The sequence below is a fragment of the Bacillus cereus genome (genome assembly GCF_025917685.1).
GTDB lineage: Bacteria > Bacillota > Bacilli > Bacillales > Bacillaceae_G > Bacillus_A > Bacillus_A cereus_AT.
This window is the reverse complement of record NZ_CP089518.1, coordinates 1,872,634-1,888,933: the sequence shown is the minus strand read 5'-3', so window position 1 is coordinate 1,888,933 and position 16,300 is coordinate 1,872,634. Positions and strand designations below refer to the sequence as shown.

The window sequence follows — 16,300 nt, the reverse complement described above, 5'->3', positions numbered from 1 at the left end:
ACCTCCTCTATCCTCATAGCCGTTTGGGTTGTTGTGATGCCAGTTCCATGCATCTTTTATAATTTTATGGACAACCGTACGAGTTGGCCTCCACCCTCATGTAAGAATCGCTTTCTCCGAACAAACTATTAACACACCTCGGTTTCCCGCTCGTTTTGCAAGCTATTTTGTTAAATTATACGTATGTAAAAACTCTTTCACAATAAACATCTTGTCGTATTTTTTAGACATCTTGCTTTTCATTTGTAAAAACTCACAAAAAAACATACAAAGGGAAAGAGATTTTTCAAGAGAAGTTTCCGATGGGTCAATGAACACAATGAGGCCTATCTCCTTGGAGATAGGCCTTTGCTTTACGATGTTACTCTAAGTATGAAACAACCTTCAACTTGAATCAAGCTCTTTACCTCAAAAACTCAATGAGCCTCTCCCCCTGGAGCCAATCTTTCAATGCGTAGATTATCTAACATAAACGTACCTGCTCCGGTATCCCCGTTTAAACTAGTTCCATCACTGAAAATTCCAACATAAGTTTGACCGTTCTCAGAACCTGTCACAGTAAACTCTGCTGTTTTTGTGTCAGTAGATGCAGTAAGAGTGTTATTCACACTCAACCCCTTTGCATTCGCAATATCTCGAACATCAATTTCTTGATCCCCTGAAATAAAGCGATATGCATTTGCTGTTGTTTGATAGTCAAATGATACTTTATATGTTACTCCAGGTTCGAAACGATAATTTTGAGGAATGGTACGATATAACAAACCTTTGTTTCCAGTGTTCACTTTAACGGACCAATTCCCACCTAATACATCATCGACTAATTTTTTACCTGCCCATCCTTTTTGCGTATATGGAGCATGCAATTCAGACAAATGAATTCTGTTGTCTTCTACACCTTCTGTGTTACCAATAACAAACGGGTAAATTCCTTGTACCACCGATTCAAAATCTTGTTTAAATTCCGTCGGTGAGACATTATTTTTTAAGGACTTTTGAACGATCCGAATATCATCAAATTTTGTGTTTCCTTTTCCAGAATCACGGCTGAGAGTTAATTTAGCTTTATTAGTTACAGCTGTAAAGCTCACTTGCATGATTTGCATTTTGCTATTGTATCCATCATTTGAGGCATGTGAATCTGCCTTAACATAGTTCTTTTGCAGGCTGCGAAGTGTGTAATTGTTAACGTCTTCTTTCCCACCTGTTACTGTAATTCCGGCCTTGACATCACTATTGTTTTCAACATATACCTCTGCTACGTAATCTTTTCCTGGTTCCAAACCAGTAAGGACACGAGAAACAGTTGTATCTTTTGATGGACTATCAATATTCAAATAGTAATCTCCACTACTTAAATTACGGTTGCTTCCAGTTTGATTCGTTCTAATGGCGCTTACAGCTTTGTTATCACCCTCAATAGTTGTATATGCACTTATTTTTCCTGTATTGAATCCAGCGTCATATATATGAGCACCCTTGCTCCAATCATAGTCAAGGATTTCCAAGCCCTTATCTTTTTTTGGTACAACAACATAAGGCGTTGCCGCACTAGCTGTCAAAGTTACCTTATTATTTACGACTTTGACTTCTTTCACATCTGTTCTACCGCGATCTGTCAATTTGTATACATAAACATTAGATATACCCTTATATTCATCTGGAAGTGTCCAAGTAGTTGTACCACCTTCCAAATTCCAGTGATACAGTTTTTCAGAATCAGAAGTTGGATTTTTAAAGTCTTGTTTCACCCAAGGAATTAAATAAGCCTTTCCATCAAGTATTACATTTCCATTCAGTGTAATAACACGTTCCCTAGCATTGTCTTTTCTAGTTACATCGACAACATCCCCATTACTTGGGTCCTTCAATTTTATTTCCTTTTCTAAGTTTGTCTTGCTTTTATCACCTTCTACATCTGTCCAATTCGTTACATAATATTTTTGTAGGAATTTAGTAGGTAAATTAGTATCAAATGTCATGCGAATAAAGTTATCGAAATTCTTATCAGATTGCCATCCTTCGAAACCAGCTAATTCAAATCCACCAAGTAATGGATGGTCAGCAGTTCCACCTACTTCAGGCCAATTCAACACCCAAGAATCTCTTTGGTGATTGCTAATAAAGCGCAGTACTTCTGAGTTAATGCCCTTGCTTTCCGGACCACCGTAGTTCTTATCAGTAGCCCAATGTTGCCACGTTGAATAATTGGCCATAGAACCACCAAATTCCGTTGTTAATCTCCAACCTCTATCTTTAAATTGATCTGCTATTCTATTTGATTCCCATTGATTTTGATACCATACATCCAAATAAATAAAGTCAAGATCTGGAGCAGCAGTTTTCAATTCATCTAGTCTTTTCGCACGCGATCCAGAATACAAATCTTTTAATTTATTAATTGTATAAGATTGATCTAACCATCCCCATCCTAAAGAACTTGGACGATCAATAAAATCATTATTGAAAGCTTTCGCTTCAGGATAAGTTTCTTGAGCATTTATATGGACACCAAATTGGGTATTATACTTACGCCCCTCTTTAATAAGCGTATTTAAATCTTTAACGCCGCCCATACGTTCACCCACATCACCATAATCTGGATGACCACTATCATGCCCTTCGTTTGCATATCCTTTTAATATTACAGCTTGCCCCAATTCATCTGTAGCAAGGGCAACCTTTTTTACATTATCTGATGTTTTTAAGAATGGTTGTTGTGCTTGTGATCCGAAATTCATTGCAATACGCATTCCAACATTATTGTTTACATCTTGGTATCCTTTAATGTCTTGCATAATATCACGGTATGCAATCGCCGCATCCTGCCAGTCTGCCTTATTATCATTATTCAAATCTTTAGCAATAGCTATTTTAATAGTTGGTTTATTCTTTTGTGGCTCTGGCATAAAATCTCTTTGGTAATAGAGTGCACTAGAACCTATTCCCATTGCTTTCGCACCATTTTTATTTACATATCGATTAGCAACTAAGTTTTTATAGCCGTCCACTTCTGAACTAGACCATACACCTGCACTCAATTCGTCAGTTGACAAAAATGCTGTATAATTTTTAGTAGATGTACCTATTTCCTCCATGGAAGAATCTACTTTTACATCTACATCACCTGTTTTCCTAACATCTGTACTAATATTCGTTAATTTAGCTTTTGCACCTTTTTGCTCCGAATTTACCGAAATAAAGTTCATATCAGCAAACTCAACTGTCTCAATTTTGGCACTACCATTATTCTTAATTTCATCGAAACTATAAATAACCTTATTATCATTCACCTTCAAAGATACTTTAAATACAGCATCAAGGTTTTTCATTTCATCCACAACTTTTAAGGTATATAGCACTTCACTATCGTTTAACTTTTCAAAGTTTACTTTAGGATAGTATAGTCCACCATTTACTTTCAATCCGTAAACAGGAGCTTCCTGTCCACTCATTACTTTATCGCCAACTTTGTATTTCACAATCCGCGGGAATACTTGGTCAATTGTGACGTCCATATACTTTGACTTTAATGTATCTTCTACTGGTGGAGTATCTGGAGGTTTTGGCGCACTATATTCTTTTATTTTGACATTTGAAATCGTAATATCGGCAGCACCTCGGCTTTTTTCAAACCCTAGTAAGCCCGCTTGATCTACACCACCTGTTAAAGTCCAAGAATCTACCTTTTTACCATCAATGTATAACGTCGCAACATCGTCCATGAATACTAAACGTAAATGGTATGTTTGTTTTGCTTTTAACGGCACGTTTGAAGTCATCGACGTCCAATTGTTTATAGGACCAAAAGTTTCACCAAAATACTGATCGTTCGTATCCCCTGTACCTACATATGTGTATGTAGATGAATTTTGAACACGATAGATTAATCCAAAGCGATTCATCTTGTCGGTATTAGTAGTAACATTCGCTTCAAAAACACCATTTTTAATCGCCTTCATTTGGTTGTAGACAATTCGATTCTTTTGGGTAGATGTAACACCGAAAGTTGCTGAACCATCTTCATTATAAGTAACTTTTCCGTCGCCTGAGATAATTTTAAAGTCTCCTTCTTCTAGTTTATTATCCGTAATGTCGACAAGTTTTTCATCTCCTGGATCCGTGCCTCCATCACTAGGTGCAGCTCCTAATTCAATGAGAACTTGACTTTTTTTATCTCCAAAAGCACCGAGTTTAACTGCTTCCTTACCTGTAAGGAGGTTATTTACATCATTAGGTAAAGTAACCGGTCCAAATAAATCTTTTCCATCTAATGTAATATTCATAGTAGTTCCGCTATAATCGATTTTTATGGAATGTGAGGTCCCAGCCTCTGGAAGTGGAACATTCGGTCTCGTTTTTAACCAATCACCTTTTCCTTGATATTTGTATTCATAGAACCATCCAAGTGAGTCGTAGCCTACAAAAACGAAGTTATTATTGTCAATATAATGAGGATAGAAACCAAATCTAGTATCTTCTCCCTTGGTTTCTGGAGTAAAGGTATACGCCATCGTTCCCGATTCTTTAGCGGCTTTATTTTGTTCTTGAAAAATTGCGGCTTTAGCCCCATTATCATTTCCAGCACCTGCTCCAAGCCTTGCATAAGACTTCCCATTTTGTTCTATTAATACATTGACTTCGTTTCCTCCAGATGAAATTGTGACCCATGGATTAGACACCTTTGCTCCTACGTGTAATGGCACAATCATACTAACTAAAAATGTCGGCACAATTAGCACAAGTGCAAGAAGGGTATTAAAAGCTCTCTTGAAATGCTTACTCTCCAATTCTTCTCCCCCTTTGAAATTTAAATTTTAGTTAAAAACAATACCTGCACATTCATTTTTAAAATATACCAAAACCTGAAAGGTACCGCTTTCACTTATGTTTAGAATAGTTTTTTTCAAGTGCCCACTCAATAAAGATATTGTTTCTTTTTTTAGATATATTGTCTTTTTAAAACGCTTACAAAATAAGGATATTGTTACCTTTTCAAGTATGTTTTTTATTGAATTTTATACGATAATTAATATTCTTCGGTTTATTTATATGTAAAGGTTGCTCTCCTCCCCTTAGTCATGATCACTGCTCCCTTAACTGTTCTTAGCTTTCACCCTAGAATTTGTGGCCATACTGAACGCAAATAAAAAATGAGCAGACGAATGTCTACTCATTTTTCTTCATTCCATTTAAAAATGGAAGAAAAGATATTGTACTAACTTTGAAGCTCAGCTGCTACTTTTACTTTAGCAAACCATGAGTTAGCTGTCTCTTTCAATACGAGATTTAATTCTTCAGTATTCCGTTTACCAATATCTTTTAACCAATCACGACCTGCTTGTTCACCGCCTATAGCAAACGGTATCACACCGTCTTTCCAGGTTGCCCGACCACATAACACTCCGTTAAAGGTAGAACCGGAGTCTTTAGCAAATTTTAATGTTTCTTGAAATAATTTTGCGCTTACTCCTGCACTCAGGAATATAAACGGCAGCTCGGTCGCTTCACTTTGTTCTTTGAAATAGGAAGCTGCTTTTTCTTTACTGTAAACAAATTCACCTTCTGTATATCCTTCCACAAAGTTCATATCTACTGGAACCTCTACTTTTAAAACATCTACTTTGTATTGTGGTTTCGAGAACTCCTTCATGGCCTCAATTACTTTATACGGTTTTATTTTTGCATATGCTTTACTTTTCACATCATCATTTTCAGCATCATAAGTCACAATCTCCAAGAAAAATGGTATGTCTTCAGCTGCACATTCAGATCCGATACGTTCCATATAGACATGTTTATAGTTATTAATTTTTTCATCTTCATTGAAATCATAGTAGAGTAAGAACTTAATAGCATCGGCACCTGCTTCCTTTAATCGTTTCACTGACCATTCCGGTAATAGATCCGGCAACCGTCCTACTTCTGACGCATCGTAGCCAGTTTTTTCATACGCTACTATTAATCCTGATTCTTTATCGCGGACCTTAGCCGCTGGCAAACCGTATTCTGGGTCCAAAAGAATCGCCGTTGCAAATGGTGTTAATTCCTCAGAAACCAATTCTTTGAAACGGATAATGCCCTCGTCTCCAACATGACTTGCACCGCCAGATGCGAGCATTTTTTTTAATGAACCGCGTTGATCAATAGCCAATGCTCCAATTATGCCATTTTCAGCAGATAAACGTTTTAGAGCTTCCAATTTATTTTTGGTTAGTTCTAACATCAACATTCTCCTCTACCAATCTATTTTTTCAACTTTAACGAGATCAAAGTAATGTTTAAACTTATTCATATTAATATAACCAGTTCCAGCTTCCATAGCATTTAATATTCCCGTAGTCATCGCTGTTTTAAGAACAGTCTCTACCGTTTGATTTTGATGTAGTGCCACAGCTAATCCTGCAACTGTCGCATCACCAGATCCAACAGGATTGACCACTTCTATTTTCGGGATCGTAACTCTGTAATATTCCTCGCCATATCTGACAAAGGCACCTTCGCCACCCAATGACACGATAGTCCACTCAATCCCAGTAAATAGTTCATGGTTTAATGCTTGCTTCAGATCAATGATTCCTGCTTCCATGTTAATGCCCAGCAGCTGAGATAATTCCGCTGTATTCGGTTTGATGGCAAATGGTTTTTCTTTATTCATCAAGGCGTTTTTCAAAGATTCCCCTGACGAATCCATAATCACTGGAATTCCGTTTTTATGACAGATTTCTAACATTTGATAATAAAAGTTAGTCGGTAATCCTTTTGGCAAACTGCCCGAAATTGTCACAAGTGAAGCTGTTGTAAGCAGCAGGCATTCAAATTTTTCTAAAAAATCCGCCCCTTCTTCTTCGGATAATGTCGGCCCAGATTCTAAAATCTCTGTTTGCATCCCTTCATGAAGAATGGCAATACAATTTCTTGATTCTTTTTTAATTTTTAAAAAGTCATTTGGAATATTGCTTTTATTTAATTCTTGAATAATGTATTCGCCAATCGTACCACCAATAATACCTGTCGCTAGGACGACTTCTTCCATTTGAGCGATCACTCGCGCAACATTCAAGCCCTTTCCACCAGCAGTTTTACGAACCGTTTCTACACGGTTGACAACATCTAACTTTAATTCATGAATCGGATAGGAAATATCGACAGATGGATTCATGGTGACAGATAAAATCATTGGTAATCCCTCTTTCAGAAAAATATTTAAGCTTGAAAACGGCACACACCATCAAGATAAGTAGCAGCTAAATCCATCGCTGGCGTCATCACAATAAAGTCAGCGGCATATCCCTCGGCAATCTTCCCACATTCGCCATCGATTTGAACACTTTTAGCTGGTGCAGTACTCGCCATGTAAATCGCTTCCTCAGGTGTGGCAATTCCCCACTCGATGACATTTTTGACAGCATCTTTTAATTGCAAAATGCTACCTGCTAAACTTCCGCTTTCCAAACGAGCCATCCCATCTTTTACTTTCACAGGAAATTCTCCCAGTTGATAAGTTCCTTCAAGCATACCTCCAGCCATCATACAATCGGATACCATCACAATCTTTTCTCTGCCGCGGACATTCATTAAAATATTTGAGGCAACGGGATGAACATGATGTCCATCACATATGATTTCGGCAAAAACATCTTTTAGATTCATGGCCGCTCCAACCATCCCCGGCTCACGATGGTGCAGCGGACTCATTCCATTGAAAGTATGAACAAAAATGGAAGCCCCTTTTTCAATCGCTCCCTTTGCTTCTTCATAAGTTGCGTCACTGTGGGCCAACGCCACTACAATCTCTTCTCCCACAGCATATTCAATAAATTCCACTGCACCTTTTCTTTCAGGTGCAATCGCAATTTTTTTAATAGAATCATTTGATAATTTCTGCCAAACTTTCAACATATCAACCGATGGATCACAAAAATATTTCGTGTTTTGTGCCCCTTTATGCTTTTCAGTAAAAAACGGCCCTTCTAAAAAAATCCCTTTAATTTTTGCGCCTTGCACTTTCGTGTAATTGACACCAATCATTTCAACGACGTTATTCAACAATTCTACCGAAGAGGTTAAGGTTGTCGGTAAAAAGGATGTGACTCCGCAAGAAAGGAGTCCTACCGAAATTTGGTTCAGTCCTTCGAAATTATTGTCCATAATGTCGTAATTTCTAAATCCATGAATATGTGTGTCTACTAGACCAGGAGCGATCCAACTTCCTGCATACTCAATGATTTCTGCCGCTTCCTCTGGCCTATTTTCTGAAAAAACACCAAATTTACCATCTTTGATTTCCAGAAATCCAGGCCCTACGATCTTTCCCTCAAGAAAAAACTTATCTGCAAAGATAAAAATAGACATGTATTTTTCCCCTACCCTAGTTACTAATATTCGTAGATGGTAACACCTTTAACGACGCGGTTCACCGTTCCTGTCGGTGAAGGTGTATCCGGTGTATTACCTACTTTCACGGAAGCTAACAGTGAAACTGTTTGCCCAATCATGACAAAAGGTAATGCTAAGTAAGCATCTGGTACAGACTGGGCCTCTCTGCCGAATACAAACCTGTTCCCAGCATAATTGATTTCTCCATCAACCTCGATGGCACAGATATAGCTGGCAATGTTGTCCTGCTGCATTTCTTTTAACATATCTAAATCATATTGACGTGTATAAGGATGATTGGAAACAAACACAAAAACTAATGATTTTTCGTTTACAAATGATTTTGGACCATGCCGGAATCCTAACGGTGAATCAAATGCGGTGACAATTTTTCCGGCTGTCAGTTCTAATATTTTTAATTGTGATTCTTTCGCTAAGCCTTCTAAACTACCAGAACCTAAGTAAATAATTCGGTCAAAATCAAAATCTACTATCTCTCGGATGACGTCTTCCCTTTGAATAACACTTTCACCCATTTGATGAATCATCTTCACTATCTTTGATTTTTCTTCAGTCGATAAAGAATCAAAAACGAGTAATGCCGTTAACACCATGCACGTATAACTTCCTGTCATTGCAAATCCTTGATCATTCGATTTTTCAGGCATCAATAACAATAAATTATTTTCATTCCCCATTGCCTGTTTGGCTAAATTACCCTCTTTAGCACAAGTAATCGTTATCTGATACAAATCAGTTACTATTTGCTCAGCTAATTGTACGGCAGCAACACTTTCCGGGCTGTTCCCACTTCTAGCAAATGAAACGAGTACGGTTGGAAAATCCTTTTTTAAAAATTGGTAAGGGTTTGAAACCAAAGTGGTTGTCGGAATACTTAGCATTTCCAACTGTTGTTCATTGACTTTTTCTTTTAGATAAGGGGTAACTGTATCACCGACATAGGCAGACGTTCCAGCGCCTGTAAAAATAACTCGAACCCGGCTGTGTTTCGTTAATAATTTTTGCAAAAACTCTTCAATCGCTCCGCTTTTCTTCAAATACAAAGCAAAGGTTTCGGCCCATAGATCAGGCTGCCGTTTTATTTCCGCTGTTGTTATCGATGCACCTAACGAAACTAAATTTTCTTGACTTAATGTAAACATTTTCGTCCACTCCTCTACCTATTTGCCATCATTCTCTCCATAAATGAAGACCGGCGTTTCCTCATTACATACCTTCAAATACTCGTAATCCTGCACCAGCAACTCCATTATTTTGTGCCAATGTACTGATGCTCATTTGGTCCAAAAGATGTTGTTGCTCAGGAAGCTGATACATTTTCAGCTTCGCTTTAATCAACTCCAGTAGAAATGGATTTTTCACAATGACACTGCCACCAAAAACCATTTTATGCGGATCCAATAAGGAGGAAATCGAATAAAGTCCTTGAGTTAAGTAGTCGGTTACTTCATTGATAATGAACTGATATTCCGGTACCTCGTTTATATAACCAGCAAAAACATCCTTGGTTGAAATAGTATCTACCTGTAATTCCTTTTCAGCTATCCTCTGGATCCCCGGTCCAGCAGCTATTTTTTCTAATCGTTCATTGATCCCCTTTGAGAGGACAGGGATCAAACCCAGTTCTCCGGCAAACCCTGCCCCCCTAAAAAATGAGCCTTTATGAATGATAGAACAGGATATTCCCGTACTTATAGTCACATAGACAAAGGTTTCATTCCTTTTTACATGTGCTGCTCTCCATTCAGCATAAGCCGCCATATAGACATCATTGTCAACCGTGATCCTCTGGATACCAAGTTGCTCCTGCAAACGGATCGAAATAGGAAACTGTCTCCAAGGTAAATTGTTTTGAAAAACGGCAATACCCTTCTCGCAATCCACTTTTCCCGGTACCCCAACGCCAATACCCTCGATATCAGCGATTGTAATCAATGATTTTCTGAGAACTTGTTCAACAGCTTCTACGACTCTACCAAACATTGTTTCACTGTCTGAAGGCGCACTTTTTACTTCCGCACGTTCAAGCAGTTCGCCCGTATCCGAAATGATTCCTGCTGCAATCTTTGTTCCTCCAATATCAATGCCGATTGCCTTTTTCATTTGTCCGCACCCCTAGGTTTGTATTTGGAGCATTGAGTAATTTTCTATAATTGTTATCGTTGAACATATATATGCGATTCCTTGATCAATTCACTTCCCCTGGTTGATTTATACATATTTCCGATTGTAATCATAAAGCAGCCCTAAGAGACCAGCTAATCCAATCAACATCATCCCCAGTTCGAATTTACCAGCTGTCTTTTGGTAGGTGATAATTAAAGACAGGCATACGATAAACAGAACAATTTTAATAATGAATAAAATATTAGCCTTCATTTGAAAAGTCCTCCCACCTAATTTCACTAGGTGCCAACGTCACTTCTTTCCTGTTTCCTTGTCCGTCGTAGACAACCGTCATTTGTTCGACCATCGAGTTGTTAACAATCGCCATTTTTTGAATAGATGGATATGCATGAACTTCACAATAAATGTTGCTCGCATGATACTTTTGAAATTCTCCTTCTTTATGGGCAGCATAGTATAACGCACGCATCAGCAGACGTGTATTTTCTTCGCTGTATGGCAGTCCTGCTATATAGACGGATCTCCCTTCTCCAAACTGATGACTAGAAAGATGAACTTCTCCATTTGAATATTCGATTATTTCGGTTTTATCTGATAACGCATAAATGTTTTTCATTCCTTCACCAAAATCAAATTGGGTGCTGTCAGCAGAAATAAAATGATTTTGGACAGGATTAATAAAATATTTATCTGTTGATAAGCTGAATCCTAGTTCTTTGTCAACACCTAAGACGTTTGCCAATTGAAAATAATGTCCTTCATGCTGATAGGCTGTAGGTTCGCCAATGCCTATGAAACCTCCGCCATTATACATCCAGGCCCTAATGGTTGTGACTAATTTTTCATTAATCCAATTAGCCCCGCCTGAAAAAGCTGTGCCCACATCGCCGGCATTAATAATGACGTCAATATCCTCAGGCATCCCATCGTTAATGACATCATCAAAACTAATGAACGTAACTTCCACGGCAGCCCCGCTCAAGGATTCTAAAACACCTAAATAAGAATAAATTTGTTTATACCATAGTGCATGAGCAACCATATGTGTTTGCCAAGTTCTCAACTTACCCCAAGAATTCAAAATTGCAACTTTAAGACCGCTGTATGGTTTCACACCTTTGATCGTGTCATGAATTTCACGAAATTCCTCAGTAACTTTTTCAATATAGGAGATAAATTCCGGAAATTGATAGGCTAGACTTAAATAACCGCCATACCCGATACGATCAACAGGATTCCTCAGTAAAGCTCTGCGCGCCGTTAACCAATTTTCATTCGCTTCAATCGTCGGATTGTTACCTTCGTAAAAAGTATCTGGGAAGAAATAAGGTAAGAAACGCCCTTCTGTGTAACGAACATGTGGTATATCTGCAATCATACGTAGTGTGGCTCCCCCACCCACACTGCCTACCACTGCGTCCAATCCGATATTTTCAAAGTATTTCCCATATGGTTCTGTACCAATCCAGTTATCACCAAGGAACATCATTGCTTCTTTTCCACTTTCATGGACAATATCTACAAGTTTCTTTGCTTCTTCAGCAACGAACTTATGAACAAAATCTATATAATCTAAAAAAGCAGGAGTTGGAATTCGAAACGAAGTATTGTAATAACCTTGATCAACAATGTCCTCTGGTCTTAAGCGATAGCCCTTTTCTTTTTGAAAGGCATCCAAAGCAGCAACTGAAACACTAGCACCATATCCGAACCAATCGACAAATTTTTCTTTACCAAGATTATTGAACACAAGGGTAAAATGATAGAAAAACGTTGTAAACCTGACCACATCTGTATCCGGATTTTCTGTCAGCCATTGTTTTAAATAGGTTTTCATAAATTCATTGGAATGTGGCTGTCTGACATCAAAAGGAATATCATGTGGCTTATCTCCCCAATTATTAGTAATATGATTATACATTTGGGTTGGATCCCAAATCGCATAGACTAGGAATGAAACCGTATATTCATGCCAAGGAATCGCCTTCGTAATCAAAACACGATTTTGCTCTTCGTTTACTTCCCAATCATTAACGTCAACAACTTCTCCTGTTGTCCGATCAATAACCTCCCAGTATTTTTTAGGACTGTGAACGTAATCCGGCTTTAATTGTTCCTCAAAGTATCCTTTCATAAAATCAATTTCAAGGCTATCAGTAAGCGCAGTATTAAACAAACTCATTAAATAAAGTTGCTGGCATTCATCCATGTGCTTCTCTGCGAACTCATTGTGAGCTCGAGCAACAAAATAAGTCGTATAAATTTTCGCATCCAATTGTTTAATATCATCATCTAGTTTCGTTCCATCACTATCGCGAATCGCATCTGCACCCCATCGTTCCATCAATTCTTTTGTTTCCTTAAGAAAATTTTCTTCACTCGGTAAAGTAACACGGCCTTTTTTCTTTTTCATGTAAATCCTCCTCTAATCCTTTAAACCACCAAGGGTCATTCCTTGTGTTAATTTTTTTTGAACAATGATGTATAAAATCAAAGTTGGCAGCATAACTAGAACCATTCCTGCATACATTTGACCATAATTCGCAGCAGATTTTTGAGCTGCCATCAAGCTCATTAACCCAACAGGCAACGTTTTATTCGGTCCTGGAATTAATGTTAATGCAATAATGTATTCGTTCCAAAAGGCAAGAAAATTAAATAGAATGACGGCAATAATACTTGGACGAGCTATAGGAATCATGACTGAAATCATTGTTTTGAAATATCCGGCACCATCGACCAACGCCGCTTCCTCATACGTGGATGGAAGCGATTGAAAAAAACTAGACAGCAAGTAAATGGTAAATGGTAGCGCTGTCGCCGCATATACCACAGCTAAAATAAATAAATTGTCTAGTAGAAATCCATCACCAAGTTGGCCTCGTAAAAAGGTATCTCCGTCCAATAACATCAAGAAAATTGGAACAACAATGTAGTTCACATTGATGAATAATCCAGCTTTAAAAAAAGTATTTATTAATTTGCTTCCTCTAAAAGTATATCTTGCCAACACATAGGCTGCTGGTAAGGCCACAATCAATAAAATAAACAGAGCCAACGCAGTTACCATGACTGAATTCAACATATAGGTACCCATGTTTGCCTTTTGGAAAGCATCGATAAAGTTTTGAAAATAGAAACTTTTCGGCATGGCCCAAGGACTTCCATAAAACTCCGAGTTCTTCTTCACTGAGGCTAAGAAAACCCATGCAACAGGAATAATAATAGAAATTGCTAACGTAATCAGTGCTACATATATAAAACAGCGATATATTGCTTCTGTAGTCATTCCTTTTTGAGTCTTCACTGTTTTTGGGGCTTGATAAGCTGTTTCTACAGTCATTTCTTTTTGGCTTTCCATCGTTTTTGGATCTTGGTACGCTGTTTCTGTAGTCATTCTTTTTTGTGTTTCCATCGTTTTTGGACCTCCTTAATACTCCAACACTTCCCTTTTAGTGACACCACTGATAATTGCAGATAATGCGAATGAGAATAGGAAAATGACCACCCCAATAGCCATACCGTAACCGTAAGAAGAATTGGTGTAAGCCTGCTTATACATATAGCTTAAAAACACTTCCGTCGATCCGTCAGGTCCGCCGCCAGTCATTGCTTGAACGAGAAGAAAACTTAAATTAATAGTACTAATAACGAAGAAAGTTAACGTCGTCCGCATGTTATTCCAAATTAACGGTAAAGTAATACTGAAAAATTGTCTGACCCGTCCAGCACCTTCCAAAGCAGATGCTTCATAAAAACTTTCCGGGATACTCGCCATCGCTGCCATATACATGACCATATAGTAACCAATTGCTTGCCAAATGAGTGCCCCGCCAATGCTGTAAATAGCAATCTTTTGATTACCGAGCCACATCTTTTGAAGGTTTTCAAGGTTAAACAAAGCAAGTATATTATTTAACAACCCTGTAGTTGGGTCATAAACTGCAGAAAATATTCCCGCGATAACTACAACGGATAAGATATTAGGGATATAAAAAATAATCCGAAAGAAGCTTTTACCTTTTATTTTTTCTCTTGTTAACAAAGTGGCAAATAAGATCGCCAGCACCATCGTGATAAATGTAACGATAACAATCAATACAATACTGTTTTGGAGAGATCGAAAGAAGTTCATATCATTCCATAAAATTTTGAAGTTATCGAGCCCAACAAATACCTTATTATTAGAAAATCCTCCCCACTTATATAAGGACATCCTGAATACCTCAATCGTAGGAACAATCATAAAAATGGCTAACAGGATTAGTGCGGGTGCAGTACAAACAAAAATAAAAATTCTTTTTTCTGTTGTCTTATTCATGCCATCACCTCAGTTAATAAGTACAATGGTGAGACTAGCGACTCACCACTGTACGTAGTGAAAACTAATTTATTTTAATGCAGACCGTAATTGGTCACTCACTTTTTCAACAGAGCTTTGCCAATCTTTCACCTTTTTATCACCAGAAATAACACTGTCAATTGTTCTAAATAATGTATCTGGCATACTTACACCTTCAACGGCTTTTGTTGCAGCAAATCCACCTACACCCACTTTCACTCCATTATCATAGATACTATAGAATGATTTATTTTCACCTGTCAGTTTATTAGAAAGGCCTTTGACAGGTTGAATCGCACTGGATTCCGCAAAAATTTCAACGGCCTTATCAGAATAAACAAACGTCATGAAATCTTTAGCTGCTTGTTTATTTTTAGCTGCCGAAGGAATCCACATTTGTTCAAAGAAAGTAAATGCATAACGGTCGCTACTAGTATCAATTGTCGGTAAAGCCATCATGCCCCATTCAAAACCTTTAGATCGAGGGGCTTCTTTCATTTCGCCAACAACCCACGTACCATTTGGCATAAACAACGCTTTGTTATCGAGAATCAATTGTTGATTTTTCTTGTAGTCTTTATCATTTGCATTAGCAACAGTTGTTGGTTCTGTATATTTTCCTAATTTTCCGACAATTTCGAAGGCTTTTGTTGCTTCAGCAGTTTCCCAAGCACCATCTCCATATTTCATAGCCTTATTGTATAATTCAGGTCCACCCCCCCCTAATAGTAGGGAGTAGAAGAATGTATCAAAGTAACCAGTGGTAGGATAAGTAAATAAAGAAATCCCTTCAGTTTTCGCTTTATCGCCCAACGCCCACATCTCATCCCAAGTCTTTGGTACTTCCCAACCTTTTTCCTTGAATAAGCTGGCATTATAGAATAATCCAGTTGGACTATAGAACATTGGTGCCATATAAGTTTTGCCGTCGTTATAAGGGTTAGTCGCAGGTGTACCAGTAAGCCCTGGTACCAACTTATCTTTGACTTTGACATCTTCACCATAAACATTCCTATCTAAAACATCCGTAATATCTTCTAAAGCTTTATCTTTAATCAATGTTTCTGTCAGCGCCTGTTTTCTCCCGGTTGCCAATAACACCACATCCGGATAGTTTCCTGCTTTCATATTCGAGCCGATAACATCCTCGAGATTTTTATCCACCGTCAATTTAACATCAACTTTTGGATTAGCAGCTTCATATGCGTCAATCATTTTGGTCCACATCTCTTTGCCATAAGCCGATTCAAGCGCCGCCACATGAAGGATTTGTTTTTTACTAGAGTCTGTACCGCTCTTAGAGTTATCAACCTTTGTAGTATCACTCTGGCAGGCTATTAAACTAAGAGATAATAAAGCTGTCATTCCAGAAAACAAAATCTTTTTTTTCATCTTTATCTTACCCCCATCTCCTAATCTTCCTTTCATAAT

11 protein-coding genes are annotated in these 16,300 nt (G+C 37.9%); all 11 read right to left on the bottom strand.

What is annotated here, in order from left to right:
* Nucleotides 1-416: 416 nt before the first annotated feature.
* The 11 genes from LUS72_RS09780 to LUS72_RS09730 all read right to left on the bottom strand — a co-directional run bounded on the left by LUS72_RS09780 (nt 417) and on the right by LUS72_RS09730 (nt 16,261).
* Nucleotides 417-4,790 carry an endo-alpha-N-acetylgalactosaminidase family protein gene (locus tag LUS72_RS09780; RefSeq protein ID WP_264448868.1) on the bottom strand — a complete coding sequence of 1,458 codons (4,374 nt, stop codon included), beginning with the start codon at nt 4,788-4,790 and terminating at the stop codon, nt 417-419.
* A gap of 428 nt (nt 4,791-5,218) precedes the next feature.
* Nucleotides 5,219-6,226 carry a tagatose-bisphosphate aldolase gene (gene lacD, locus LUS72_RS09775; RefSeq protein ID WP_097829762.1) on the bottom strand — a complete coding sequence of 336 codons (1,008 nt, stop codon included), beginning with the start codon at nt 6,224-6,226 and terminating at the stop codon, nt 5,219-5,221.
* Nucleotides 6,227-6,238: 12 nt separating this feature from the next.
* Nucleotides 6,239-7,180, bottom strand: coding sequence for a tagatose-6-phosphate kinase (gene lacC / locus LUS72_RS09770; protein WP_097829763.1), 942 nt, complete (start codon nt 7,178-7,180; stop codon nt 6,239-6,241).
* Nucleotides 7,181-7,206: 26 nt separating this feature from the next.
* Nucleotides 7,207-8,355, bottom strand: coding sequence for an N-acetylglucosamine-6-phosphate deacetylase (gene nagA, locus LUS72_RS09765; protein WP_264448867.1), 1,149 nt, complete (start codon nt 8,353-8,355; stop codon nt 7,207-7,209).
* 23 nt (nt 8,356-8,378) lie between these two features.
* Nucleotides 8,379-9,542 carry an SIS domain-containing protein gene (locus tag LUS72_RS09760; protein ID WP_264448866.1) on the bottom strand — a complete coding sequence of 388 codons (1,164 nt, stop codon included), beginning with the start codon at nt 9,540-9,542 and terminating at the stop codon, nt 8,379-8,381.
* 64 nt (nt 9,543-9,606) lie between these two features.
* Nucleotides 9,607-10,503 (bottom strand): ROK family protein, encoded by an 897-nt coding sequence (locus tag LUS72_RS09755; RefSeq protein ID WP_264448865.1) that lies wholly within the window; start codon nt 10,501-10,503, stop codon nt 9,607-9,609.
* 108 nt (nt 10,504-10,611) lie between these two features.
* Nucleotides 10,612-10,779 (bottom strand): DUF6903 family protein, encoded by a 168-nt coding sequence (locus LUS72_RS09750; RefSeq protein ID WP_170961051.1) that lies wholly within the window; start codon nt 10,777-10,779, stop codon nt 10,612-10,614.
* On the bottom strand, nt 10,769-12,940 hold the full coding sequence (gene gnpA / locus LUS72_RS09745) for a 1,3-beta-galactosyl-N-acetylhexosamine phosphorylase (RefSeq protein ID WP_264448864.1): 2,172 nt from the start codon (nt 12,938-12,940) through the stop codon (nt 10,769-10,771). Before gnpA ends, LUS72_RS09750 begins: the two co-directional genes overlap by 11 nt.
* A 12-nt stretch (nt 12,941-12,952) precedes the next feature.
* Nucleotides 12,953-13,942: a carbohydrate ABC transporter permease gene (locus tag LUS72_RS09740; RefSeq protein WP_097829768.1), complete on the bottom strand. Its 990-nt coding sequence runs from the start codon at nt 13,940-13,942 to the stop codon at nt 12,953-12,955.
* Nucleotides 13,943-13,957: 15 nt separating this feature from the next.
* Nucleotides 13,958-14,848, bottom strand: coding sequence for a carbohydrate ABC transporter permease (locus LUS72_RS09735; RefSeq protein WP_097829769.1), 891 nt, complete (start codon nt 14,846-14,848; stop codon nt 13,958-13,960).
* A gap of 69 nt (nt 14,849-14,917) precedes the next feature.
* The gene (locus tag LUS72_RS09730) at nt 14,918-16,261 is read right to left on the bottom strand and encodes a carbohydrate ABC transporter substrate-binding protein (protein ID WP_264448863.1); all 1,344 of its coding nucleotides are present in this window, start codon (nt 16,259-16,261) and stop codon (nt 14,918-14,920) included.
* Between the last annotated feature and the right edge of the window lie 39 nt (nt 16,262-16,300).

Coding starts and splice junctions, on each gene's coding strand:
- LUS72_RS09740 (WP_097829768.1), bottom strand. CDS start 13,942: ATGGAAACACAAAAAAGAATGACTACAGAAACAGCGTACCAAGATCCA.
- nagA (WP_264448867.1), bottom strand. CDS start 8,355: ATGTCTATTTTTATCTTTGCAGATAAGTTTTTTCTTGAGGGAAAGATC.
- LUS72_RS09730 (WP_264448863.1), bottom strand. CDS start 16,261: ATGAAAAAAAAGATTTTGTTTTCTGGAATGACAGCTTTATTATCTCTT.
- LUS72_RS09750 (WP_170961051.1), bottom strand. CDS start 10,779: ATGAAGGCTAATATTTTATTCATTATTAAAATTGTTCTGTTTATCGTA.
- LUS72_RS09735 (WP_097829769.1), bottom strand. CDS start 14,848: ATGAATAAGACAACAGAAAAAAGAATTTTTATTTTTGTTTGTACTGCA.
- gnpA (WP_264448864.1), bottom strand. CDS start 12,940: ATGAAAAAGAAAAAAGGCCGTGTTACTTTACCGAGTGAAGAAAATTTT.
- lacD (WP_097829762.1), bottom strand. CDS start 6,226: ATGTTAGAACTAACCAAAAATAAATTGGAAGCTCTAAAACGTTTATCT.
- lacC (WP_097829763.1), bottom strand. CDS start 7,180: ATGATTTTATCTGTCACCATGAATCCATCTGTCGATATTTCCTATCCG.
- LUS72_RS09760 (WP_264448866.1), bottom strand. CDS start 9,542: ATGTTTACATTAAGTCAAGAAAATTTAGTTTCGTTAGGTGCATCGATA.
- LUS72_RS09755 (WP_264448865.1), bottom strand. CDS start 10,503: ATGAAAAAGGCAATCGGCATTGATATTGGAGGAACAAAGATTGCAGCA.